This is a genomic window from Okibacterium sp. AC114, assembly GCF_979253355.1.
Genome location: NZ_CEEDBR010000001.1, coordinates 2,130,420 through 2,154,231 on the forward strand (window position 1 = coordinate 2,130,420; position 23,812 = coordinate 2,154,231).

The 23,812-nt window shown below is 69.5% G+C and carries 18 protein-coding genes; 7 read left to right on the forward strand and 11 right to left on the reverse strand.

The features are described 5' to 3' along the window. Positions 1-52: 52 nt before the first annotated feature. The 6 genes from secA to mtrA all read right to left on the reverse strand — a co-directional run bounded on the left by secA (position 53) and on the right by mtrA (position 8,997). Entirely contained in the window at positions 53-2,896 is a 2,844-nt protein-coding gene (secA, locus tag ACZ6IE_RS09965; protein WP_464607816.1) for a preprotein translocase subunit SecA, read from the reverse strand. A 251-nt stretch (positions 2,897-3,147) separates the two neighbouring features. After that, positions 3,148-3,813 (reverse strand): ribosome hibernation-promoting factor, HPF/YfiA family, encoded by a 666-nt coding sequence (hpf, locus tag ACZ6IE_RS09970; RefSeq protein WP_464607817.1) that lies wholly within the window; start codon positions 3,811-3,813, stop codon positions 3,148-3,150. Then, the gene (locus ACZ6IE_RS09975) at positions 3,803-4,666 is read right to left on the reverse strand and encodes a ComF family protein (protein WP_464607818.1); all 864 of its coding nucleotides are present in this window, start codon (positions 4,664-4,666) and stop codon (positions 3,803-3,805) included. The genes hpf and ACZ6IE_RS09975 overlap by 11 nt, the downstream gene beginning before the upstream one ends. A 92-nt stretch (positions 4,667-4,758) precedes the next feature. Continuing rightward, positions 4,759-6,468 carry a GerMN domain-containing protein gene (locus tag ACZ6IE_RS09980; protein WP_464607819.1) on the reverse strand — a complete coding sequence of 570 codons (1,710 nt, stop codon included), beginning with the start codon at positions 6,466-6,468 and terminating at the stop codon, positions 4,759-4,761. After that, positions 6,465-8,306 carry an MtrAB system histidine kinase MtrB gene (gene mtrB / locus ACZ6IE_RS09985; protein ID WP_464607820.1) on the reverse strand — a complete coding sequence of 614 codons (1,842 nt, stop codon included), beginning with the start codon at positions 8,304-8,306 and terminating at the stop codon, positions 6,465-6,467. The genes ACZ6IE_RS09980 and mtrB overlap by 4 nt, the downstream gene beginning before the upstream one ends. Before the next feature lie 10 nt (positions 8,307-8,316). Next, positions 8,317-8,997, reverse strand: coding sequence for an MtrAB system response regulator MtrA (gene mtrA / locus ACZ6IE_RS09990; protein WP_077055317.1), 681 nt, complete (start codon positions 8,995-8,997; stop codon positions 8,317-8,319). 192 nt (positions 8,998-9,189) lie between these two features. On the opposite strand from mtrA, the gene ACZ6IE_RS09995 reads away from it, so the two are divergent. Genes ACZ6IE_RS09995 through ACZ6IE_RS10015 form a run of 5 tightly spaced genes read left to right on the forward strand, consistent with a single transcriptional unit; the run spans position 9,190 to position 14,937 of the window. Beyond that, entirely contained in the window at positions 9,190-10,662 is a 1,473-nt protein-coding gene (locus ACZ6IE_RS09995; protein ID WP_464607821.1) for a hypothetical protein, read from the forward strand. Further along, a complete protein-coding gene (locus ACZ6IE_RS10000; protein WP_464607822.1) occupies positions 10,659-11,405 on the forward strand; it encodes a DUF4129 domain-containing protein in 747 nt (248 codons plus the stop codon). The genes ACZ6IE_RS09995 and ACZ6IE_RS10000 overlap by 4 nt, the downstream gene beginning before the upstream one ends. Next, a complete protein-coding gene (locus ACZ6IE_RS10005) occupies positions 11,402-12,649 on the forward strand; it encodes a DUF4350 domain-containing protein (RefSeq protein WP_464607823.1) in 1,248 nt (415 codons plus the stop codon). The genes ACZ6IE_RS10000 and ACZ6IE_RS10005 overlap by 4 nt, the downstream gene beginning before the upstream one ends. Next, positions 12,646-13,629 (forward strand): AAA family ATPase, encoded by a 984-nt coding sequence (locus ACZ6IE_RS10010; RefSeq protein ID WP_464607824.1) that lies wholly within the window; start codon positions 12,646-12,648, stop codon positions 13,627-13,629. The genes ACZ6IE_RS10005 and ACZ6IE_RS10010 overlap by 4 nt, the downstream gene beginning before the upstream one ends. Next, a complete protein-coding gene (locus tag ACZ6IE_RS10015) occupies positions 13,630-14,937 on the forward strand; it encodes a DUF58 domain-containing protein (RefSeq protein ID WP_464607825.1) in 1,308 nt (435 codons plus the stop codon). It abuts the gene before it with no gap. An 88-nt stretch (positions 14,938-15,025) separates the two neighbouring features. Here the strand turns inward: ACZ6IE_RS10015 and ACZ6IE_RS10020 are convergent, their stop codons facing one another. Next, positions 15,026-16,021, reverse strand: a complete 996-nt coding sequence (locus tag ACZ6IE_RS10020; protein WP_464607826.1) for a stage II sporulation protein M — start codon at positions 16,019-16,021, stop codon at positions 15,026-15,028. Between the two features lie 17 nt (positions 16,022-16,038). Here ACZ6IE_RS10020 and ACZ6IE_RS10025 point away from each other — a divergent pair, with 17 nt between their 5' ends. Next, positions 16,039-16,902 carry an RDD family protein gene (locus ACZ6IE_RS10025; RefSeq protein ID WP_464607827.1) on the forward strand — a complete coding sequence of 288 codons (864 nt, stop codon included), beginning with the start codon at positions 16,039-16,041 and terminating at the stop codon, positions 16,900-16,902. Positions 16,903-17,062: 160 nt separating this feature from the next. Here the strand turns inward: ACZ6IE_RS10025 and ahcY are convergent, their stop codons facing one another. Together ahcY and ACZ6IE_RS10035 are read right to left on the reverse strand one after the other, a co-directional pair. Continuing rightward, complete coding sequence (gene ahcY, locus ACZ6IE_RS10030) at positions 17,063-18,550, reverse strand: adenosylhomocysteinase (protein WP_077055310.1); 1,488 nt, start codon at positions 18,548-18,550, stop codon at positions 17,063-17,065. Positions 18,551-18,554: 4 nt separating this feature from the next. Further along, complete coding sequence (locus ACZ6IE_RS10035; RefSeq protein WP_077055309.1) at positions 18,555-18,761, reverse strand: DUF3499 family protein; 207 nt, start codon at positions 18,759-18,761, stop codon at positions 18,555-18,557. 60 nt (positions 18,762-18,821) lie between these two features. Here ACZ6IE_RS10035 and ACZ6IE_RS10040 point away from each other — a divergent pair, with 60 nt between their 5' ends. Beyond that, positions 18,822-19,277 carry a metallopeptidase family protein gene (locus ACZ6IE_RS10040; RefSeq protein WP_464607828.1) on the forward strand — a complete coding sequence of 152 codons (456 nt, stop codon included), beginning with the start codon at positions 18,822-18,824 and terminating at the stop codon, positions 19,275-19,277. A gap of 29 nt (positions 19,278-19,306) precedes the next feature. On the opposite strand, the gene ACZ6IE_RS10045 is transcribed toward ACZ6IE_RS10040, so the two are convergent. Further along, entirely contained in the window at positions 19,307-20,731 is a 1,425-nt protein-coding gene (locus ACZ6IE_RS10045) for a DUF5719 family protein (protein WP_464607829.1), read from the reverse strand. After that, positions 20,724-23,795: a glycosyltransferase gene (locus ACZ6IE_RS10050; protein ID WP_464607830.1), complete on the reverse strand. Its 3,072-nt coding sequence runs from the start codon at positions 23,793-23,795 to the stop codon at positions 20,724-20,726. Before ACZ6IE_RS10050 ends, ACZ6IE_RS10045 begins: the two co-directional genes overlap by 8 nt. Between the last annotated feature and the right edge of the window lie 17 nt (positions 23,796-23,812).

Genomic DNA, 23,812 nt, shown 5'->3' on the forward strand with positions numbered 1-23,812 from the left:
TGAGCCCGCCTGCCGTGCGCGCGTCGGAGGACGGGGCGCGGATGGCGAGCGTTTACTTCTTCTTGGCCTGGCCGCGACGTTCGGCGCGGTTGGCAGCCGCGGGTGCTGAGCCGGAGGACTGCCCGAAAGCGCCCCGTGCTCCACCCTTAGGGGCGTCTTGCGGGCGGCTCGGAGCCTCGGCAGGCTCGTCCCCGTCGGCAGCTGCTGCGGCCTTCTGGCTCTCGGCCTGACGCTGCGCGCGGTTGGTGGCCGCCTTCTCGATCTGACCCTTCTGGTTGCGCACCTCGACCTCACCCGCGTCGTTGGCGGCGGTGAAGCTGAGCTTCTCCTCTTCGCCGGCGGGTCGCTCGAGTCCCTTGGCCGAGACGGTGGCCGCGATGTCGTCGGCGGACGGGCGGTTGACTTCGACCTCGAGGTTGAAGAGGTAGCCGACGGATTCTTCGCGGATCTGACCCATCATCTGCTGGAACATGGCGTAGCCCTCGCGCTGGTACTCGACCAGCGGATCGCGCTGCGCCATGGCGCGCAGTCCGATGCCGTCCTTCAGGTAGTCCATCTCGTAGAGGTGGTCGCGCCAGCGGCGGTCGATGACCTGCAGCACGACGCGTCGCTCGAGCTCGCGCATGGCCTCGGAGCCGAGCTGCTCTTCGCGGCGCTTGTAGGCGAGCTTCGCGTCGGACAGGATCTCGCGCCGCAGGAAGTCGCGGTCGAGTTTGCCCTTGCGGCCGGCCTCGGCCACGACCTCGTCGACCGTGAGGCCGATCGGGTAGAGCGTCTTCAGTTCGACCCACAGGGCGTCGAAGTCCCAGTCGTCGCCGTTGCCGTCGGCCACATGCACGTCGAGCACCTCGTCGATGACGCTCTCGAGGAACTTCTGCGTACGTTCGTGCAGATCGTCACCCTCGAGGATGTGGCGGCGGTCGGAGTAGATGGCCTCGCGCTGGCGGTTGAGGACGTCGTCGTACTTGAGCACGTTCTTGCGGATCTCGGCGTTGCGCGATTCGACCTGCGACTGGGCGCTGCGGATGGCACGGCTGACGACCTTCGACTCGATGGCGATGTCGTCGGGCACACCGTTGCGGCCCATGAGGGCTTCTGCGGCGCCCGAGTTGAACAGGCGCATGAGGTCGTCGGTGAGCGACAGGTAGAAGCGGCTCTCGCCCGGGTCGCCCTGACGGCCGGAACGACCGCGCAGCTGGTTGTCGATGCGTCGCGACTCGTGGCGCTCGGTGCCGAGGACGTAGAGGCCTCCGGCGGCGATGACCTTCTCGGCCTCTTCGCCGACCTCGGCCTTGACGGCCTTGAACACGTCGTCCCACTGGGCTTCGTATTCGTCGGGGGTCTCGACGGGGCTCAGGCCCTTCTGGTTCATCTCCTGGACGGCGAGGAATTCGGCGTTGCCGCCCAGCATGATGTCGGTTCCACGGCCGGCCATGTTGGTGGCGACCGTGACCGAGCCGAGCCGACCGGCCTGGGCTACGATGGCGGCCTCACGCGCGTGGTTCTTGGCGTTGAGGACCTCGTGCCGGATGCCCTTCTTGGCGAGCAGACGCGACAGGTATTCGCTCTTCTCGACGCTCGTCGTGCCGACGAGGACGGGCTGACCCTTTTCGTGGCGCTCGGCGATGTCTTCGACGACCTGCTGGAACTTCGTCTCTTCGTTCTTGTAGACGAGGTCTGACTGGTCGATGCGCTGCATGCTGCGGTTGGTGGGGATGGCCACCACACCGAGCTTGTAGGTGGACATGAACTCTGCGGCCTCGGTCTCGGCCGTTCCGGTCATGCCGGACAGCTTCTCGTAGAGGCGGAAGTAGTTCTGCAGCGTGACGGTGGCGAGCGTCTGGTTCTCGGCCTTGACGGCCACGCCCTCCTTGGCCTCGATGGCCTGGTGGATGCCCTCGTTGTAGCGGCGACCCATCAGGATGCGGCCGGTGTGCTCGTCGACGATCATGACCTCGCCGTTCATCACGACGTAGTCCTTGTCTTTCTTGAACAGGGCGACGGCCTTGATGCTGTTGTTGAGGAACGAGATGAGCGGCGTGTTGGCCGACTCGTAGAGGTTGTCGATGCCGAGGTAGTCCTCGATCTTCTCGATGCCGGGCTCGAGCACACCGACGGTGCGCTTCTTCTCGTCGACCTCGTAGTCTTCGCCGGGCGTGAGCGTCTTGGCGATGCGCGCGAACTCGGTGAACCAGCGGTTGGCCTCGCCTGACGACGGACCCGAGATGATGAGCGGCGTGCGAGCCTCGTCGATGAGGATGGAGTCGACCTCGTCGACCACGGCGAAGAAGTGACCGCGCTGCACGAGGTCGGCCGACTGCCAGGCCATGTTGTCGCGCAAGTAGTCGAAGCCGAACTCGTTGTTGGTGCCGTAGGTGATGTCGGCTGCGTACTGCTCGCGGCGCTCGACGGGTGTCTGGCCCGAGAGGATGACGCCCGTCGTCATGCCGAGCGCGCGGAACACGCGCCCCATGAGCTCGGACTGGTAGGTGGCGAGGTAGTCGTTCACCGTGATGACGTGGACGCCCTTGCCCGCGATGGCGTTGAGGTAGGCCGGGAGCGTGGCGACCAGCGTCTTGCCCTCACCGGTCTTCATCTCGGCGATGTTGCCGAGATGGAGCGCGGCACCACCCATGAGCTGCACGTCGAAGTGACGCAGGCCCAGGGTGCGCTTGGAGGCTTCGCGAACGGCGGCGAACGCCTCGGGCAGCAGGTCGTCGAGCGACTCGCCCTTCTCGTGTCGGCCGCGCAGCTCGGCGGTTTCGTTCTTCAGTTCTTCGTCGGTGAGGTCGGCGAAGTCGTCTTCGAGCGCGTTGACCGCTTTCGCGAGGTTCTCTAGCTTCCTCAGCGTGCGTCCTTCGCCGACTCGAAGAACCTTCTCCAGAATTGAGGCCACGAATTGAACTCCAGTTGTCTCGGTGCGCGTCATATGCGCCGCGCGATGTTCGATGCCCGAAGGCGCCGATCGTGTGTGCGCGTCGTGCCGTGTGCACGACTGACGTCGGGCAATTCTGCCCGGACCGCACTCTATGTTAGCGGGGCGACCGGTGTGCACACGCTGTAAATGAGTGAACGCCGCGTGCAGCTCGGATGGCTGCACGCGGCGTTCGGGAAAGCCCGCGCGATTATGCGCGTGACGGCGTGTGCTCAGGCTCGTTTCTGCGAGGCGCCCGCCTCTTCGTCGAGGCCGATGACGCCGTAGTCCCAGCCCTTGCGTCGGTAGACGACGCTCGGGCGGTCGGTCTTGGCGTCGATGAACAGGAAGAAGTCGTGGCCGACGAGTTCCATTCGATCGACGGCGTCGTCGACGGTCATCCATTCGGCCGGGAAGACCTTCTGGCGGATGACGACGGGGCTGTAGTCCTCGGGCTGCTCGTCGTCGACGACCTGCTGTGTGGGCACGGTGCCCGTCGCGACGGCCTCGATGATCTCGCCGTCGGCCGGCTGGATGTCGATGCCGCTGAACCCCTCGGCGGCCGCGGCGTGCAGCGACGTGCGGTGCTTGCCGCGGTGCACCTTGCGGCGGTCTTTCGCGCGGCGCACCTGTTCGATGAGTTTGGCGATGGCCAGGTCGAAGGCGACGTATTTGTCGGACCCCGAGCTTTCGGCACGCACGAGCGGGCCGGGGCCGATGAGCGTGAGCTCGACGCGGTCGTCACCCGCGTGACCCGATTTGTCGTTGTGACGCGAGACCTTTACCTCGAAGGCGAGAGCCTTCTCGTTGAGGTGCTCGACCTTCTCGGATTTCTCTTCGACGTAATCGCGAAATCGATCGGTGAGTCCGAGACCTAGTCCGACGATGTTAGTTTCCACAGCGACCTCCTCGATAGGGCGTGCCGCCGGATAGTTCGGGCGGTTCTTCCACGCCTTTGGCCCCACCGTAGTCCCCCTCCACGGAGAAGTCACTGACAGTCTGGGCGGGTTGTGCCAACAGCGAACGAAGCGGCGTGGCGGCGATCACGGCCGCGCACACACGGCGAGCGCCTGCCGCGCGCAGCACCGCAGCGGCTTCTGTGAGGGTTGCTCCGGTCGTGCAGACATCGTCGATCAGGATCACGGTGCGACCACCCACACGGCGTGTCGTGCGCATGCTCCCCCGCATGTTGGCCGCTCGTTCGTCGGCGTCGAGACCGATCTGGTCGGAGGGTTGGCGCACATAGGCGAGCGCGGGCGTCGAGAGGTGGCCGGTGCGACCGAGCACACGGTCGACGGGGCGATAACCGCGGGCACGGTAGCCGCGTCGCGACGAGGGCACGGGCACGAACAGCACCGGCCGTCGTCGCGTGGCGAGTCCGTCGCGTTCGCGCACCGCGGCGAGCCAACTCGCTTCAGCGGGGAGGGCGTCGGTGACGTCGAGACAGGCCGCCGTCACCGAGGCGCCCAGCAGAACCGCGAGGCGCTTGTCGATGACCGTGAACCCCTCGGTCTTGAAGGCGACGATGGCACGCCTGGCCTCGTCGGCGTAGGAGCTGCCCGCGAACACGATCGTGCCGTCGGCGAGCGTTCGCGGCGGAGGCGCCGACAACGCGGCCCGGCGCAGGCAGGACTCGCAGAGGGGATGGTCGGGTCTCTGGCAGCCCACGCAGCTGAGCGGCAGGGCCCACCCGAGGGCGGCCGCGAACGGTGAGTGCCACTCGGGGGCGGGGGTGGAAATGAGATCGGTCATGTGCCGAGCATTCCGCGTGGGAGCATCCGCCCGACCGACACGGGGCGATCTGTGGAGAAGAATGCCCGATCGCGGCTGGGGAGAACGAAACGCTAGTCGGGCGAGCCCATCTGCGTCGCCACGAAGCGGATGCCGTCGGCCACCTGCTGCCACGACGACCCCTGGAAGATCGACAATCGGCCGTCGGCGTCGAGCGTGCGCAGCTGCCTGGCCGTGTTTCCACCCGCCACCGCGACGGCGCCTTCGCTCGAGGGAAGCTGCTCGGACTGGCCGCGCACCGCCTGCTGCACGACCGTGCGCTCGTCGCCCTCGCCCGTCGTCACCGATGCGACGGAGACGCTGTCGACCCAGGTGGCGCCGATGGCCGTTCCCGAACCGATCGTCAGCTCGACGGGTTCTCCCAGCGTGAGCGGCAGGTTCGCGTTGTTGCGCTCGATGCCCGCCACGAGCAGGCGGTTCTGCCCGCCGCTCCGCAGAAGAGCCAGCACACGCGTACCGTCCCGCGACACCTGCAGCGACACGATCTGCGAAGCTTCGGGCCAGCTCGTCACGACGGGGGTTTGCGTGCCGTCTGCGGCGATGGCGTGCACGTCTCCCGGTCGGTCGGACGGGACGGTCCAGACGTAGCCGAAATTGTCGAGGGCCGGCGCGATGAGGTTGGCTCGTTCATCCACCATGGTCGGTGACGATGCGCCCGAGCGAACGGATGCCACTCCCCCGGCTGTGAGCACCGCGGCCTGCGTCTGCGCCGCATTGACCGTGGCGGCCTTCGGGTTCACCCCCTCGATCTGTGTCGACAAACCTTCGATGCGCTGGATGGCCGACGCGTTCTGGAAACCGAACGTCTTGCCGTCGAACACGAGCGCCCGCGAGTCGACGCGCGGCGTGGCCACCGTGAGCGTCGGGATCTCCTCGACCGTGCCCGCGATCGAGATCTGCACGGCCGTGATCGACGAGACGCCCGTGAGGCTGGCCGTGACCTGCGCCTGCATGCGTTGCAACGCGATGGTCTCGGCCTGCAGGGCCTCGCGATTGAGGTCGATCTCGGCCGTCGTGCCCCGCAGCGGCACCGAATCCTTGCTGAGCGCCGTGCCCTCGGGGAACGCCGTGACGACGGCCTGCTGCAGCCATTCGCTCGGGCCGTCGAGTAGCGCGGTGACGATGCGCGTGCCGGTGGATGCGCGCGACGGGAACCAGCGCAGATCGGGCACGAGGTAGGTCCAGCTCGGGTCGAAGAAGCTGAGCGCGTGGGCGCTGAAGACGCTGTCGAACTTGCTGCGTTCGAGCACGATGCCGTCGGGCACCTCGCTGAGGCGCCACTGACCGTTGACCTCGGTGAAGTGATAGCTGCGACTGACGGGTTCCGACGAGGATGCCTCGCGATATTCGCCGGCCGCGCTGACATCCGCCGTCGCCGTCGTGGTCAGCGCGATCGTGCGCTCGTCGACCGCCGAGTAGAGGCGCTTCGACTGCTCGTCCACCGTGACACTGGCGTCGGGGTTCCAGTCGACCTTGGCGCCCGGGGCCAGGAACTCGCGCGCGATCTCGTAGTTGTTCAACGGGCTGGATGCCGCCTCGACGAAGCCCTCGAGAATGGCCTGTTGCTCGGCATCCTGTTCGGGGCCCTTCGGCACGAAGAGGAACCCGGGGTCGGTGTCCTCTTGCACGCTCTCGCCCTGTTCGACGGGGCCCTCCCGCGGGATGACCGCGCACCCCGTGAGCACGAGGAGACCCGCGACGAGGAGGGCGAGGATGGTGGGGCGCGACGAGTGCGGCGAGTGCGGCGAGTGCGAGGCGGTCATAGCGTGTTCTCCCGCCGGTAGTCGGCTTCCGAGGGCAGGTCGTGCCCGGGCGATGTGCGTGCCGCCGCGCCCGAGTTGAACAAGGAGGCGGCCGCGGAACCGGCTGCCGCATCAGACGAAACCCCGGCATCCGGAGCGTCGGCGAACGTGGGCGCCGTGCCCTCGGCATCCTCAGGCGGCAGCGGCAGCGGCGACACCGAGTAGGCGTGCCCGAATCGACGCGGCAGGGTGAGGCGGAAGCACGTTCCGCGGCCCTCCTCCGACCACAGTTCGAGCGCACCGCCGTGCGATTGCGCATCCTCGAGCGAGATGGCGAGGCCGAGACCCGTGCCGCCGATGGTGCGTTTGCGCGAGGGGTCGGCGCGCCAGAAACGGTCGAAGACGCGGAGCGCGTCGGCTTGCGTCATGCCGAGACCGTAGTCGCGCACCGACAGGGCCACGGCGCGTTCGTTGCTGTCGACCGTCACCACGATGGGGCGACCCTCGCCGTGTTCGACGGCGTTGCCCACCAGGTTGCGAACGATGCGGCGGATGCGGCGCGGGTCGACCTCGACCTCGGAATAGCCGCCGGGGGCGACGAGGCGCAGATCGCTTCCCTTCGACTCGGCCAGGCTGCGCATCTCCTCGACGGAGTCCTCGGCCAGGTGCACGAGGCTGACCGACTCCGTTTCGAGCTCGACCGACCCGGCGTCGTAGCGGCTGATCTCGAGCAGATCGCTCAAGAGCAGCTCGAAGCGCTGCGTCTGCGTGTGCAGCAACTCGGCCGTGCGGGCCGTGGCGGGCGGGAAGTCGTCGCGCTGATCGAACAGCACGTCACCCGCGAGCCGGATGGTGGTGAGCGGCGTGCGCAGTTCGTGTGAGACATCCGAGACGAATCTCTGCTGCACCATGGACAGGTCGGCGAGCTTCTTGATCTGCGCCTGCAGGCTGTCGGCCATGCCGTTGAACGACCGGGCGAGGGTGGCGAGCTCGTCTTCGCCGCGTTCGGGGATGCGCACGGCCAGATCGCCGGATGCCAGCCGCTCGCTCGTGTCGGCGGCGACGCGGATGGGTGTCACGACGAGTCGCACGACCACCCAGGCCACGGCGCCGACGAGCAGCATGAGGGCGAGCCCGCCGAGGACGAGCGTGCGCTGCACGAACAACAGGGTCTGCTCGGAGTCGGCCAGGTCGTAGCCGATGTAGATCTCATAGCGACCGGCCCCCGGCACGGTCACCTCGGAACCCACGATGATGCCAGCGCTCTGCGAACCGTCGTCACCCGTGAGCGTGGTCGACTGCCACCACTGGTCGGTGGCGCTCGACCGCACGCTCTCGCGCAGCTCCTCGCTGATGACGTCGCCGCCGAGCCGCGCGGCCTCGAAGTCCTGCGGCGCCAGCGGCGTCGACTCCTGGCCGGGCGCGCGATAGCCGGCGATGAGCTGCGACGAGGATGCCTGGGCAATCTCGGTGCGCGCCGAGATCATGAGGTCTTGCACGGCCGCTTTATCTTCGGCGTTCGACGAGTCGAGGATGCGCTGGGCCGACGCCACGGCCCGGTTCGACTCGGCCAACACCTGGTTCAGGCGCGACTGGAACAGGTCGTTGCCGATCGAGAACGACATGTACATGCTCGTGATCAGGACGGCCAGGAAGGCGAGCACGAACGTGATCGCCACGGTGCGGAACTGCAACGACCGGCGCCAGGTCGCGACGATCGAGGTTGGCCACGTGCGCCACGCGCGGAAGAACGTCGCCGCCCGCTCCGTGCCCGTCTGGGCTGGGCCGGTCTGCCCTGGGCCGGTCCCGGCTGGGCCGGTTCGCGCCTGTCCGGTGTGCGCCCGTCCGGTCTGAGACATGAGGGTTCGGTCAGGCCACGGAGCCGGCGCGATAGCCGACACCGCGCACCGTCATGACGATCTTGGGGTTGTCCGGATCGAGCTCGACCTTGGCGCGCAGGCGCTGCACATGCACGTTGACGAGGCGCGTATCGGCCTTGTAGTGGTAGCCCCAGACCTGTTCGAGCAGCATCTCGCGCGTGAACACCTGCTGCGGTTTCGACGCGAGCGCGAGCAGCAGATCGAATTCGAGAGGGGTCAGACCGATGGTCTGGTCGCCGCGGCGCACCTCGTGGCCCGAGACGTCGACCGTGACATCCCCCACCGTGATCGACTCGTTGGTCTCGGTCGGTGCCGGGCGCAGACGCGTGCGGATGCGGGCGACCAGCTCTTTGGGGTTGAACGGTTTGACGATGTAGTCGTCCGCGCCGGATTCGAGACCCTTCACGACATCCGCCGTGTCGGATTTGGCCGTCAGCATGATGATGGGCACGCCCGACTCGCTGCGGATGCGGTTGCACACCTCGATGCCGTCGATTCCGGGCAGCATGAGGTCGAGCAGCACCAGATCGGGTTTGGTGCGGTGGAAGGCCTCGACGGCTTCGTCGCCGTCGGCACAGAACTCGGGGTCGAAACCCTCGGTCCGCAACACGATGCCGATCATCTCGGCCAACGCGGTGTCGTCGTCAACCACCAAGATTCGTGCGCTCATTCGCCTCGTTCTCGTTTCGCCTGCACGCGTGTACGCGCCGCAGTTGGGTGACTCGCCCCGATAAGGCGAGTGGTCGTCGAGTCATCCTAACGGCGGACGCTGAGGGGGCGCAGTCCGATCGATGGTAAACCGGGCCGACACTATGACAGCATGGTGGAAAGACCCTGTCCGTGAGCGGTGAGGATTCGCTGGATGACCAACGACGATGGATGGCGCTCACCCGGCGCCGATGCGAACGCCAACGGTTCCGCCGGGGGGCGGGGCGACGATGCTCCCCCGCGCTATGGGGAGCGTCTGCCGGAGGGGCAGGCTCCGCAGCCGTACGGGCAGCAGCCGCCTTATGGCCAGCAGCAGCCGGCCGGCCAGCAGCCCCAATACGGGCAGCCCGGGCCTTACGGGCAGCAGCAGCCGTTCGGCCAGCCCCAATACGGACAGCAGCAGCCCTACGGACAGCCGTACGGCCAGCAGCCGTTCGGCCAGCAGGCGCCCTTCGACCCGAACAATCCCTACGGGCAGCAACCGTTCGGTCAGCAGAACCAGGGCTGGGCTCCCCCGCCCAAGCCCGGCCTGATCCCGCTGCGGCCCCTGTCGTTCGGCACCCTCATCGGCGCGCCGTTCCAGACGCTGCGCCGCAACCCGAAGACGACCTTCGGCAGCGCCCTGCTCATCACGGGTGTCACCACCATCGTCACGCTGCTCGTCGTCGGCCTGGTCAGCTACTTCGCCTTCGCGCGCATTTCTCAGGCGAGCTATGAGGACCGTGACACCATCGCGGCGGGCGCGCTGCTGCAGGTCGTGCTCGCGAGTCTGATCCCTCTGCTGCTCACGATCGCGGGCGCCGTGTTCCTGCAGGGCGTCATCGTGACCGAGGTGGCCCGCGCCACGCTCGGCGAGAAGCTGCATCTGGGCGAGGCCTGGAAGGCGACCTGGCCGAGGTTCTGGCCGCTGGTCGCCTGGACGCTCGTCGCCTCGCTCGCCATGATGCTCGCGATCGGCCTGCTGATCGGCCTCATCGTTCTGCTCGTGTCGCTCGGCGGCGGTTTCGTCGGGGCCTCCGTCGCGGTCGGCATCCTCGGTTTCCTCGTTCTCATCGCGGCCGTCTTCTGGCTGTCGACGAAGCTGGCGCTGGTGCCGAGCGGCATCGTGCTCGAACGCCTCGGCTTCGCCGCCGCCATCCGACGCTCGTGGTCGCTGACCACCGGCTACTTCTGGAAGACGCTCGGCATCCAGCTGCTCGTCGCCTTCATCGTGGGCACCGTCAGCCAGGTCGTCACCACGCCCGTCTCGGTCATCTTCTCGGTCGTGGCGGGGTCGCTCGACCCGACCGGTTCCGCGATCACCGACAACAACATCACCACGATCGTCGTGCTCTACATCGTGCTGGCGCTGCTGTCGATCATCACGTCGTCGGTGACCGCGGTGGCCCAGAGCGCCACGACCGCACTCATCTACATCGACCTGCGCATGCGCAAAGAGGGACTCGACCTGCAGCTCATGCGGTTCGTCGAGCGACGGGAGCGCGGCCAGGCATCCGATGCCGAGAACCCCTACGACTTCGAGGGCACCGCGCGCCAGCATCAGCAGGCGGGCCAACAGCAGGGCTACCCCAGTGGCGGCCCCGGTGGCAACGCAGGCCTTGGCACCTGGGGCGGTAACGGGGCGTGATCGGGGGCATCGTCGTGGGGGCCGGCAGCGATGCGACGGCAGCTCTGACCCGGGTTTCGACCTGGGCTCGGGATGTCGCGCTCGAGGTTCCGGTCGACCCCGACGCGCCCGAAGCCAAACGCCTGCTGCTCGAGGAGCTCTCGAAGCCGGGCTATGCCGAGGCCCAGCCGAGCCTCTTCGACCGCATCTCGCAGGGCATCTGGGAGTGGCTCATGTCCCTCTTCACCGGCGGCGGCGGAACCCCGGACGGCTTGTTGCCCGCCATCGTCGTCACAATCGTGGTCGTGGCCATCGTGGTGGCGCTGCTCATCTGGGGTGTGCCCCGCCTGAACCGCCGCAGTTCGGCCGAGTCCGGCGTTTTCACTGCCGAGGATGCCCGGGATGCTAGGCAGATCCGAGCCGACGCCGAACGCGCCGCCCAGGCCGGCGACTGGGGCCTCGCGATCGCCGAACGATTCCGCGGGCTGGCCCGGAGCCTGTCGGAGCGCACCATCGTCACCGTCACGCCCGGCACCACGGCGCACGAGGTCGCCGCGCGGGCCGCGACATCTTTCCCGGCGTTCTCGGACCGGCTGGCCCACACCGCGCGCTCCTTCGACGAGGTGCGTTACCTCGGCGAACCGGGCACGGCCGAGCGCTATGCGGACATCGCCCGACTCGATGACGATCTGGCGGGCCAGGCGCCGGCCGGGTTCGACGCGGCGCCCGTCGATGGAACCCCCGTGGCGGGGGGCCTGCGATGACGATGCCGACCAGCTCTTCCTCATCCGTGGCGGCGCAGGGCTCCGGCGCCGATTCACCGGCCCAAACCCCCACGGTCCGTCAGTTCTTCCGCCGCAACACCTTCTGGATCCTGCTCGGCATCGTGGCGCTCGGCGTCGTCCTGCTGTCCGCCGTCCTGCGGGGCGGCGCGACGGGCACCAGCATCCCGCTCGCGTCCGACTCCCCCGCGCCCGACGGCGCCAAGGCCGTGATCGAGGTGCTGAAAAACCAGGGCGTGACCGTGCACGTGGCCGATACCGCATCCGAGGCCGACGCCGCCCTCTCCGAGAACCCGGGGGCCACGCTCGCCCTGTTCGACGGCTCGGGCTACCTCGACGACGATCGGCTTGCCGAGATCGTCGCAGAGGCCGGACGCACCGTGCTGATCGCGCCCGACTTCGGCATGTTGCAGGCTGTCGCGCCGAGCGTGCGGCTGGCCGGTTCCCCGGATGCGGACGACGAGGCGGCCGACACACCCGACGCCTCGTGCACAGTGCCCGCGGCCGAGCGAGCCGGCAGCATCGCATCCGGCCTCTCGTTCGGCATCGACGACGAGACGAGCATCGGATGCTTCGGCAGCGGTCCGGCCGGCGCCGAAAGCTACCCCCTCGTCGTGACGAGCGACGGCATCAGCATCGTGGGCCCCCGCGCCGTCTTCGACAACGAGCACATCGTGCAGCGCGGAAATGCCGCCCTGGCGCTCAACCTGCTGGGCGAGGCCGACGACCTGGTCTGGTATCTGCCGACCCCCGCCGATCTCGAGGCGAACGGCCCGCCCACGCTGCAGGCCCTGACCCCCGACTGGTTGGTGCCAGCCACCTCACTTCTCGCGATCACAGCCCTCGTGGCCGTGTTCTGGCGCGGCCGCCGCTTCGGCCCCCTCGTCGTCGAAGACCTGCCCGTGACCGTGCCCGCCGGGGAGACCCGCGAAGGTCGTGCCCGGCTCTACCAGCGCAGCTCGGCGCGTGGGCGCGCCATCGACGCCCTCCGCATCGGCACGACCGGTCGCATCGCCGCCCGCCTCAAACTGCCCCGTTCGTCGTCGGCCATCGAGGTTGCCGACACGGCGGCCGCAACGCTCGGACGGCATCCGGCCGAGATCCGGGCCATCCTGATCGACGCGCCACCCACCTCGGACCGCGACGTCGTCGCGTTGTCCGACCGCCTGAACGACCTCGAACGCGACATCCGCCACGCCACCGACCCTCTTGGGAGGAACTCATGACCGACGCCACCTCGCCGTCCCGCCCCACCGACGACGACCTGCGCCAACGCCTGCAGGGCGTCCGCCTCGAGGTCGGAAAGGCCGTCGTGGGCCAGGATGCCGCCGTGACGGGCCTCATCATCGCTCTCCTCGCCCGGGGGCACGTGCTGCTCGAGGGTGTTCCGGGCGTGGCCAAGACGCTACTCGTGCGCTCCCTGTCGACGGCGCTGCAGCTCGACACGAAGCGCGTGCAGTTCACGCCCGACCTCATGCCGGGCGATGTGACGGGTTCGCTCGTCTATGACGCCAAGACGGGCGAGTTCGAGTTTCGCGAGGGCCCGGTGTTCACCAACATCCTGCTCGCGGACGAGATCAACCGCACGCCCCCGAAGACGCAATCGGCGCTGCTCGAGGCCATGGAGGAGCGACAGGTGTCGGTCGACGGTCTCGCCAAACCCGTGCCGACGCCGTTCCTGGTCGCCGCCACCCAGAACCCCATCGAATACGAGGGCACCTATACGTTGCCCGAGGCGCAGCTCGACCGCTTCCTGCTGAAGCTCGTGCTCGACCTGCCCGAACGCGACACCGAGATCGAGGTGCTGCGCCGCCACGCCGCGGGCTTCAACCCGCGCGACCTCGCCGGTGCCGGCCTGCGCGCCGTGCTGTCGCCCGCCGACCTGGTGGCCGCCCAGTCGGCCGCCGCGGCCACGGGTGTCTCGACCGATGTGCTCGGCTACGTCGTCGACCTCGCGCGCGCCACGCGGCGCAGCCCCTCGGTGCGCCTCGGCGTCAGCCCCCGCGGCACCACGGCCCTGCTGGCCGCCGCCAAGGCCTGGGCCTGGCTCACGGGCTACCCGTCGCTCACGCCCGACCACGTGCAGGCCATGGTGCTGCCCGTGTGGCGACACCGTCTGCAGTTGCGCCCCGAGGCCGAACTCGAGGGCGTCGGCACCGACACCATCCTGCGCCAGGTGCTGCAGCAGGTTCAGGTTCCGATCTAAATGGCTATCACCGGCCGCCTCGTCTGGCTGACGGCGCTCGGGCTCGTGCCCGTCGTCGTTCTCGGACAGGCCACGGGCGAACCGGGCCTGCTGCTCGGCGCGTGGCTCCTGCTCGTGCTCGTGCTGCTGGGCATCGACCTGGCCGCCGCGGCATCCCCGCGGAAGACCGCGCTCGAGCGGCGCCTACCCGAGCGCGTGCGACTGGGCGAAGCCGTCGACACCGAGCTACTCGTGACCAACACGGGCGGCCGCACGCTGCGCGCACGCGTGCGGGACGGATGGCAGCCCTCGGCGGGTGCGCCCGGCACCCGGCCGCGCCTCAGCATCCCGGCCGGCGAACGGCGACAGATCCTCAGCCGCCTGACGCCCACGCGCCGCGGCGAACGACGAGTCGAAACCGTGACGCTGCGCAGCTACGGTCCTCTCGGCCTGGCCGCGCGCCAGGTGACCCTGCGCGCCCCCGGCACCCTGCGCGTGCTGCCGCCCTTCAACGCGCGCAAACACCTGCCCTCGCGGCTGGCCCGCCTGCGCGAACTCGACGGGTCGACGAGCGTCATGGTGCGCGGCGCCGGAACCGAGTTCGACTCCCTGCGCGAGTACGTGCGCGGTGACGATGTGCGCTCGATCGACTGGCGCGCGACCGCCCGCCGGCAGGATGTCGTCGTGCGCACGTGGCGGCCCGAACGCGACCGCCGCATCGTGATCGTCATCGACTCAGGCCGCACCTCGGCCGCGCGCATCGCCGACGAACCGCGCATCGACACGGCCTTCGAATCCTCCCTGCTGCTCGCGGCCCTGGCCTCGAAGGCGGGCGACCGCGTCGACGTGCTGGCCTTCGACCGCCGGGTGCGGGCGCGCATCCAGGGGGCGACGGGCGCGGCCCTGCTCTCGCGCATGGTCGATGCCCTGGCTCCCGTCGACCCCGAGCTGATCGAGACCGACTGGGCGTCCGTTCCCGGCGAGATCCGGCAGATCACCAACCAGCGGGCGCTCGTCGTGCTGCTGACGACGATCGATGCGCCCGCCGCATCCCGAGGGCTGTTGTCGATGTTGCCTCAGCTGACCCGCCGGCACCGCGTGATCGTCGCCTCGGTCACCGACCCCGAAGCGCTGGATGCCGCCGCCTCCCGCGCCACGCTCGAAGACGTCTATCGTGCCGCTGCAGCCGAACGCCAGTTGCTCGACATCGAACGCGTGCGCACCGCGCTCACCCAGGTGGGCGCCCAGGTCGTCACGGGATCGCCCGAGGATCTGCCGCCCGCGCTGTCCGACCTGTACCTGCAGCTGAAAGCCACGGGCCAGCTATAACGCCCAGCTGCAGCGCCGTCTCGAGCCGTTGCGCTCTTCTGCTCGAGGCTGCACAGCGGCGCGCGAAGCTGTCGTGCGTCCCGGCTCTTCAGGCTGCGTAGATGCGCTCGGCGCCCGCCTCGAAGGCCGACAGGTCACCCGTCTCGCCCGCCCGAACCGCGCGGCGGCCAAGAATGAGCATGTAGGCCAGGAACGCCGCCAGAGCGAGCGCACCGATGCCGATCTTCACGGGCCACGGCCACGGCTGCGGCGTGACGAACCCCTCGATGATGCCCGAGACGAACAGCGACAGCACGAGCCCGATCACGACCGTGAACATCGAACGGGCCTGGCGCGCGAGCGACACGGCGCGCGGCAGGCCGCCCGGCGCCACCCAGGCCCAGAAGATGCGCAAGCCGGCAGCCGCGGCCACGAAGACGCTCGTGAGCTCGAGCAGCCCGTGGGGCGCGATGTAGAGGAAGAACGTGTCGGCCTCGCCCTGGCTGAACAGCACGGCGGATGTCGTGCCGAGGCCCTGGGCGTTCTGCAGGATGATGTAGGGCACCCAGATGCCCGTCACGCCGAAGGCGATGCACTGCGCGGCGATCCAGGCGTTGTTCGTCCAGACCTGGCCCGCGAACGAGGCGGCCGGGTTCTCGGAGTAGTAGTTGATGAACTCGTCGTTCGCGATCTTCTGCAACTGCGCGTCGGTGCCGAAGTTGGCGAGCACCTGCGGGTCGTTCAGCACCCAGAACGACCACAGGGCGGCGACGACCACCGTGACGAGCGCGACGATGAGCGTGAGCCAGCGCAGTTGGTAGAGCGCGGCGGGCAACTGCACGACGAAGAAACGCGGCAGCTGGCTGAGCACGTTGCTGGATGCCGCGGTGAACCGCATGCGCGCCCGCGACAGCGAGACGCTCAACCGGGCCCCTTGCACGCTCGAGCCGGCGACGCTGGCGATCTGCGACAGCTGCGTGGCCCCGGCCTGGTAGTGCTCGATCAGCTCGTCGGCTTCGGCACCGCTGAAGGACCGCTTCGCGCCGAGGGCGTCGAGTCGGTCCCACTCCTGGCGGTGGGCGGCGGTGTAGGCATCCAGATCCATCTGCTTAGATACTATGCATGTCGGCGTCGAGTTACACCCCCGGGGGCGGGTCCCGCTCGCGCGTCGATCCCGGTTCCGAGCTCATCACGGGCGAGGCCGTCGCTCTCGAGGTGCGGCCGACCGGCTTCATGCTGCGGGCCGTCGGCGATATCGTCGACGTTCTCGTGAGCGGTCTGCTGCTGCTCGGCGGGTTCCTGCTGCTCGGCGCGGCGGGCATGGCCGTCGAGCTCGACCAGGCCGCCGTAGCCGCACTGTCCTCGGTCATCCTCGTCACGTCGACGGTCATCGTGCCGTGCGTCGTCGAGACGGTCACACACGGGCGCTCGCTCGGGCGCCTCATCGTCGGCGCACGCATCGTGCGGGATGACGGGGGCGCCGCCTCGTTCCGCCACGCGCTCATCCGAGCCCTTGTCGGGTTCTTCGAGATCTACCTCACGTTCGGCGGTGTCGCCGCGATCACCGGTCTGCTCTCGGAACGTTCGAAACGCCTCGGCGATCTGCTCGCCGGCACCTACTCGCAGCACGAACGTGTGCCGCGCATCCCCGACCCGGCCCTCGGCCTGCCGCCCCAACTGGCGAGCTGGGCTCCGCTTGCCGACGTGGGCCGCCTGCCCGATCCCCTCGCCCGCCGCGTGGCGCAATACCTGCGCGAGGCCCATAAGCTCACGCCCGAGTCGCGCGCCCGCCGCGGCTACGAGCTGGCGGCCGAGACCTCGGCCTATGTCTCCCCTGTGCCTCCCGTGGCCCCGGAGATCTTCCTCGCAGGCGTCTCGGCGCTGCGCCGTGACCGCGAGTTCGCCGCCCTGCAGCTCGAAAAGCAGCGGCTCGCGCGCCTCGAACCCGCCCTCCGCGGGCTGCCGCACGACTTTCCCGACCGCTAGGCCAGCCTGCTGAGCCAGCCCCGCGCACTGGCACCGCCTCGCCAACGCGCGGGCGCCTCCCGGCCGGAACCCTCGTGCGAACGATGGACGAGAACCTTCATCTGTTAACGACGAACGGGCGCCCGGCTCACAGCCAGACGCCCGCTCCCCTCACAATGGCTTAGTAGCGGTAGTGATCGACCTTGTACGGGCCCTCGACCGACACGCCGATGTAGGCGGCCTGCTCGGGGCTCAGCTCGGTGAGCTCGACGCCCAGCGCGTCGAGGTGCAGACGCGCGACCTTCTCGTCGAGGTGCTTCGGCAGCACATAGACGCCGATCGGGTAGTTGTCGTTCGACACCCACAGCTCGATCTGCGCGAGCACCTGGTTGGTGAACGAGTTGCTCATGACGAACGACGGGTGGCCCGTGGCGTTGCCGAGGTTCATCAGGCGACCCTCTGACAGCACCAGGATGCTGCGGCCGGTCGGCAGGCGCCACTCGTGCACCTGCGGCTTGATCTCGACCTTCTCGACGCCCTCGATCTTCTCGAGGCCCGTCATATCGATCTCGTTGTCGAAGTGGCCGACGTTGGCGACGATGGCGAGGTGCTTCATCTCGAGCATGTGCTCGGGGCGGATGACACCCAGGTTGCCCGTGCCGGTCACGAAGATGTCGACCTCGGACACGACCGATTCGAGACGTGCGACCTGGTAGCCGTCCATGGCCGCCTGCAGCGCGCAGATGGGGTCGACCTCAGAGACGATGACGCGCGCACCCTGGCCGCGCAGCGCCTCGGCGGCCCCCTTGCCCACGTCGCCGTAGCCCACGACGAACGCGACCTTGCCGCCGATGAGCACGTCGGTGGCGCGGTTGAGGCCGTCGGGAAGCGAGTGGCGGATGCCGTACTTGTTGTCGAACTTCGACTTCGTCACCGAGTCGTTGACGTTGATAGCGGGGAAGAGCAGCTCGCCGTTCCGCGCGAGCTCGTAGAGGCGGTGCACACCCGTGGTGGTCTCTTCGGTGACGCCCTGCAGCTCGGCCGCGACCGTGGTCCAGCGGTCGGTCGACGTGGCGAGCGAGCGGCGCAGGAGACCCAGGATGACCGAGTACTCGTGGCTGTCGGCATCCGTCGTCTCGGGCACGGCGCCCGCGAGCTCGAATTCGCGACCCTTGTGCACGAGCAACGTGGCGTCTCCACCGTCGTCGAGGATGAGGTTGGGGCCCGTGAAGTCGGCGCCCTGGGCGGAGGCCTCGGCGCTCCAGTCGAAGATGCGGTCGGTGCACCACCAGTACTCGTCGAGCGTCTCGCCCTTCCACGCGAAGACCGGAACGCCGGCGGGTTCGGCGGGCGTTCCCGTCGGGCCGACGGCGATGGCCGCGGCCGCCTCGTCTTGCGTCGAGAAGATGTTGCAGCTGGCCCAGCGCACCTGGGCGCCGAGCGCGACGAGGGTTTCGATCAGCACGGCGGTCTGCACGGTCATGTGCAGCGAACCGGCGATGCGGGCGCCGGCGAGGGGCTGCGAGGGGCCGAACTCCTCGCGCAGGGACATCAGGCCCGGCATCTCGTTTTCGGCGAGGCGGATCTGGTGGCGGCCGGACTCGGCCAGCGAGATGTCGGCGACTTTGAATGCGGGGCTCGTGGCCACGTCGGGGGTTGCGATGCTCATTGTCTTATTCTCGCATCGACGCATGGCGTATGACGGACCACCCCTGGGGAACACTCAGGCGGTCGGCGTGCAGCGCACACAGGTCGTAGCTGTGCGGGTCTGGCGTGAGGCCGAGCGGACCGACGACGACCAGGGAATCGGAATAGTCGTAGGTGAGCGTGGCGACGGCCGGGCGGCGGCATCCCACCTTGGTGCAGAGTCGTTCGGTCACAGTCAGACAGCGTACAAGTTGGCGGCCGGGCTGCGCCTGACAGCGGCCTACACTGGATGCATGGCCAGACGAACCCGGGGAAGCTCCTACCCCGAGCGCAACGCCTCACAGCGAGCGGTGCGACACGACCGGCACGGGCGATCGGGCCGCAGTGCCGTCACGGGGCCGCACCTGCCCATGCTGCAGAACCGCCTCGACCTGTTCGATTCGACGGTCGCGTCGACGGCCGAGTTCCTGCGCGGCTCGTGGCCCGAAGAACTCTCGAACGTGCGTTACGAGGTGGCGCCCATGCCCGCCGAGGCGCCCGAGGGCGGCGGAGTCCCCCGCTGGGCCACGTTCCCGGCGGCCCGACGCATCGTGCTCTACCGGCTGCCCATCCAACGCCTCAGCCGCCTGCACCGCGATGACGAGTTGCACCAGCGCATGATGATCGAGAGCTGCGTGTTCCGCGCAACGGCCGAGTTGCTCGGCCGCGACCCGTGGGATCTCGGGCCCGAGCGGTTCCGCTTCCTCTAAAGAGGCATCCGCTCGAGGTGAGCTCGAATTCAGCGCACGTACACCGTGACGGTGTCGGCGGCCGGGTTGGTCGGCGCGATCGAGAAGCCCGCGATTCCGCGGTCACCCGAATAGACGACGCGCCCGAATGCTCCGACGGCTCCCGTCAGCGTGTAGCCCGAGTTCTCCGTCAGCGGCACGGTCACGGCGGTGCCGGGCATGACGGTCAGCGAGCGGTTCTCGCCCCCGCCATCCAACGTCGCGTCGAGCGCCGTCGAACCGGGGTTCGAGAGGTGCAGCACGGGGTTCTGTCCGGCGGGAACGGCGAACGAGGCGGCTGCGCCCAGGGCATCCGATGCCGGCGACCACGAGAAGTCGCTCTTGTCGCCCGCGACGGCGGTCGAACGCCCGGCGGCCACGAGCGGCTGCGTCGACGTGAGCACGATGGTGTAGTTGCCGGGGTCGAGGCTCGCGAGGTTGATCTCGCCCGCAGACTGGTGCGGCACCGTGACGCTGAGCGGCGCCGGCGCGTTCTGATCGTCACCCTCGCCGATGAAGTTGAGCGCCACGTCGGCGTCGTCCTCTCCCGGCACGAAGACGCGGATGACGGGAGCCTGATCGTCGTAGGCGTCATCGTTCGCCGAGGCGGGGATATCGCCCGGAACCACGAAGCCCGGAATGGTCACTTCGGTGCGCGGGGCGACCGTTGCGCCCGCCCAGTCGACACCCGTCGGCGTGAGGCCGCGGACGACCGACTGCTGGATGACGGCACTCACCTGTCCACCGCGCGTCGTCACGTGCACGACGGGCATGACGACGTTGGGCGCGAAGGCTGCGAGCGAGAAGACCTTCTGCTGGCCGGTCTGCACGATGATGCCCTGCGAGCCGGGCGCCTGGATGGGACCGTCCTCCCCCGAGAACTCGAGGTCGACGACGGCATCCTGGGCGGTCGGGTTCGTGAGCACGAGCAGGCTCGTGCGCCCGACCTCGGTCGAGCCGGCGACGACCCAGCTGTTGGCGGACGGTTCGGCGCAATCGGCGGCCGCGGCCCCGAAGACGTTCTCCTGGTCGGCGAACTGAGACTGCGCGCCGGCGAGGAGAGCCGCGGCATCGGAGCTGTCGTCGGTGGGCGCCGTGAGCCGCAGCGGCAGACCTGACGCGTCACCGGACGTGTTGTCGGGCGAGGCCAGGGGCTCCTGAGCGGCGTCGCGGCCCGAGAGCGTGGTGTTGGCGGCCCCGATCGACTGCACGGCGGCGAGGGCCGTGTCGGTCGAGGCGAGCTGCAGCAGAGGCCCGGCGCAGGCGCGCAGCTGGCTGGCTCCCTCGGGCGTGATCGATGTGCGCGGGGCCTCGCGGCCGAGGTCCGGCAGCTGCACCGTGCCGGCGGCGAAGATGGCGGTTCCGGCCAGAGCGAGGCCGACGACGCCCGAGACGATGCGGCCGCCAACGGCTGCCGCGCGACGTGTGTTAGCCACGGGTGTGCTCCTCTCGCTCGGCGGTTCGGTCTTCGTCGGAGTGTTGCGTCGCCTTCTCGTCGGTGTCCGGAAGATCTTCCGCGGCGACCTCGATGGGTTCCGGATGCTGCGTTCCCGCGGCCGTTACGCCCACCTCCGTCGCATCCACGGCCGGTTTCTTCACCGTGCGGCGGCGGCGCTCGGGCCGGATGCGGTCGCGGCGACCGACCGTGCGGGGCGTCGACTCGGTGGCGCGACGCGAGGCGGCGGTCGGGATGGAGAGCAGCAGGGCGATGAGGAACACGACGCCCGTGCCGATGAGCACGACGTTCGACCAGAGCGGTGTCGTCTCGGGCGCCGGACCCGTCGAGGCCTCGCCGTCGTTGCGCCACAGCATGCCGCGGCCAGTCTCGCCGACGTGGGCCAGCTGGGCGTTGCCGTCGAGGGCCGAGATCGCGCGCACGCGCAGCTCCTCGGAACGGGTGGTCGCCGATTCGCCGCGGTTGGTGGCGGGCGGTGCCACCAGGATGAAGCGGATGCCGTTCTCCTCGAGACCGGCCTGCAGGTCGTAGCCCGACTGCGACACCAGGTTGCCCGCGAGGGTGGCCAGGCGCAGGTCGTCGTCCTCGACCACGGGGTCGGTGCTGACGATGGTGGACTGTCGGTCGAGGGTCTCGCCCGCACCGCGCACGAGCTGGGCGGCGAGCCCGCCGTCGGGCTGCGGCGTGAGGATGAGCGTTCCGGCGCGCGGCTCCTGCGCCGCGGCGGCGGCCACGTAGGCGGGCAGAGTGCGGCCGTCGGTGCGCTGCACGACCGATGTGCCGAGGGCGCCGGCGGCGACGAGGGGCACGGCCACGGCGGCGAGCATGAGCGCCGAGACGACGGCGGGCGCGCGACCCGCGCGACGCAGGCTGTCGAGGCCGACGACGGCTGCTCCGACGAGGCCGATCCAGTAGAGGCTGAGCGCGGGACCGGCCCACACCGAGGTGTTGAACGACCCGACGAACGTGAGCATGAGGTGCGAGGCGCCGACCGCCGTGGCCAGGCCGAGCAGACCGACGAAGAGGAGCACGGCGGCGCGCACGCTGCCGGGCAGGAAGAGCGCCGCCAGGGCGAGGAGCGCGAGAGGCGCGAGCAGTACGGGCACGAGGATGTGCAGCACCTCGGCGGGGAGTCCGAGCGACTGGCCGAACGCGAGCCATCCGCCCTCGTCACCGGCCGGGAAACCGAGCGCGAGCTGCCATCCGGTCGGCTGCGGGCCGAGGATGGGCAGGCCCGGGTCGGCCAATAGACGCAGCCAGTTGCCGCCCACGATGCCCTGCTGCCACACGAGCGGCGCGAACAGGGCGGCGGTCGGGATGATGGTCCACACGACGCGCACAATGGCCTTGCGCGACAGCACGAGCGCGAGAACCCACAAGACGGCCATGGCGGGCGCGAGCGAGGGAGCCGCGGCGACGGTGGCCGCGAGCAGCAGCGAGGCCGTGCCGGCGGAGGCCCACGAGCGCGCCACGACGGCTCCGACATAGAACAGCCACGGCAACAGCAGGTGCACGAGTACGGCGGCCGGCCGGCCGTCGGCGAGCGAGGAGAGGAAGGTGGGCGCGAGCGTCCAGACGATCGCGGCGAAGATGCGGTAGCCGCTGCGTTCGGTCAGACGCGTCGCCGCGAACCATGCGCCGAGCGTGGCGAGCGGGAGGGCCAGCAGCCAGAGCAGCACGAGCGCGTAGGAGGGCTCCCAAAACGTGATCGATCCGAGCACCGCTAGCACGGCCGAGAACGGGTCGGCCGCACCGACGAAGCCGAGGCCGATGTCGCGCCAGCCATAGCCGATGTGCTGCCACAGCTGCGGCACCTGCTCGGACAGCGGCAGGAGGCCGCCACCCTGCAGGGCAGTCGCGGGCAACAAGGAGAAGAAGGCGATGACACCGGCGAGAGCGGAGGCGAGCACGACCCACGCCGCTCCCCCGGAGAAGAAGCGCAGCTCGCTGCGTTCGACCGTGTAGACGACCTGGCCAGCCTCGCGGCTGAGGCGGCGACGGCGGCGCACCTCGGCGAAGGGCAAGCGGAGCGGTTGCACCGACGACCATCCGACGGTCTTGGCGTTCTTCAGGCGTTTGCGGCCCGCAAGCACCTTCGTGCCGCCGAAAGCCGTGACGAACGCGGCCGCGAGCTCGCCGCCGACGAACTCGGGGGTCTTCGAGAGGAGGCGCCAGATGGCGCGCAACACGGCGAGCGGAACGAGGCTCAGCCAGTGCAGCCACACGACGGCGGCGGGCGCGTAGACGAGGCGCCGGTGCAGCTGAGCGGTGCGGGCGGCCCGGGCGCGGCGACGGCGGGCGTGCGCGCGCTTCGAGCGGTTGGGGCCCGCGACACCGTCGCCGGCCGTGAGGATGACGGCGTCGGGCACGAGCGCAACGCGGTGCCCGGCGAGGCGCACGCGCGTGGAGAAGTCGAGGCCGTCGTCGGTCGTGGGGAGGCCGGGGTCGAAGCCGCCGACCTCGTCCCACACGCGGTGGCGGACGAGGAGACCGGCGGGCGCGGCACCGAGCACATCGCTCGCGGTGTCGTGCTGACCCTGGTCGAGTTCGTTCTCGACCAGTTCGACCGTCGTGCCGAAGGGGGTCATCGACTGGCCGAAGGAGACGAGCGTCGAGCCGTCGGGCCAATCCACGTTCTTGGGGGCGGCGACGGCGACCGAGGGCGACACCTCGAGCGATCCGACCAGGCGCGCCAGGGCGTCGGGCTCCGGGGCCGTGTCTTGCGCGAGCAACCAGAGGAAGTCGTCGTCGGAGGCGGGCGGCTCGGCGACGCGGAGACCCGCGGCGACCGCCTGGCCGAACGACAGACGGTCGTTCGACGTGACGATGCGGTCGGGCACGGCGCGGCGCACGAGCTCGAGTTCGGCCTCGGGGGTGGCGCACGCGACGACGATGACGGTGTCGGGCCGGCGCGTCTGCGCCGCGAGGGCATCGAGGGTACGCCGAAGGTGCCGCTGGTCGTCAGCGGGGTCGTGTGCACGGGGGGACGCGGTGGGACCTGTTCCGTCGTGGACGACGATGATCGCTGTTACTCGGGGAGACATCGGCTCAACCCTAAGCT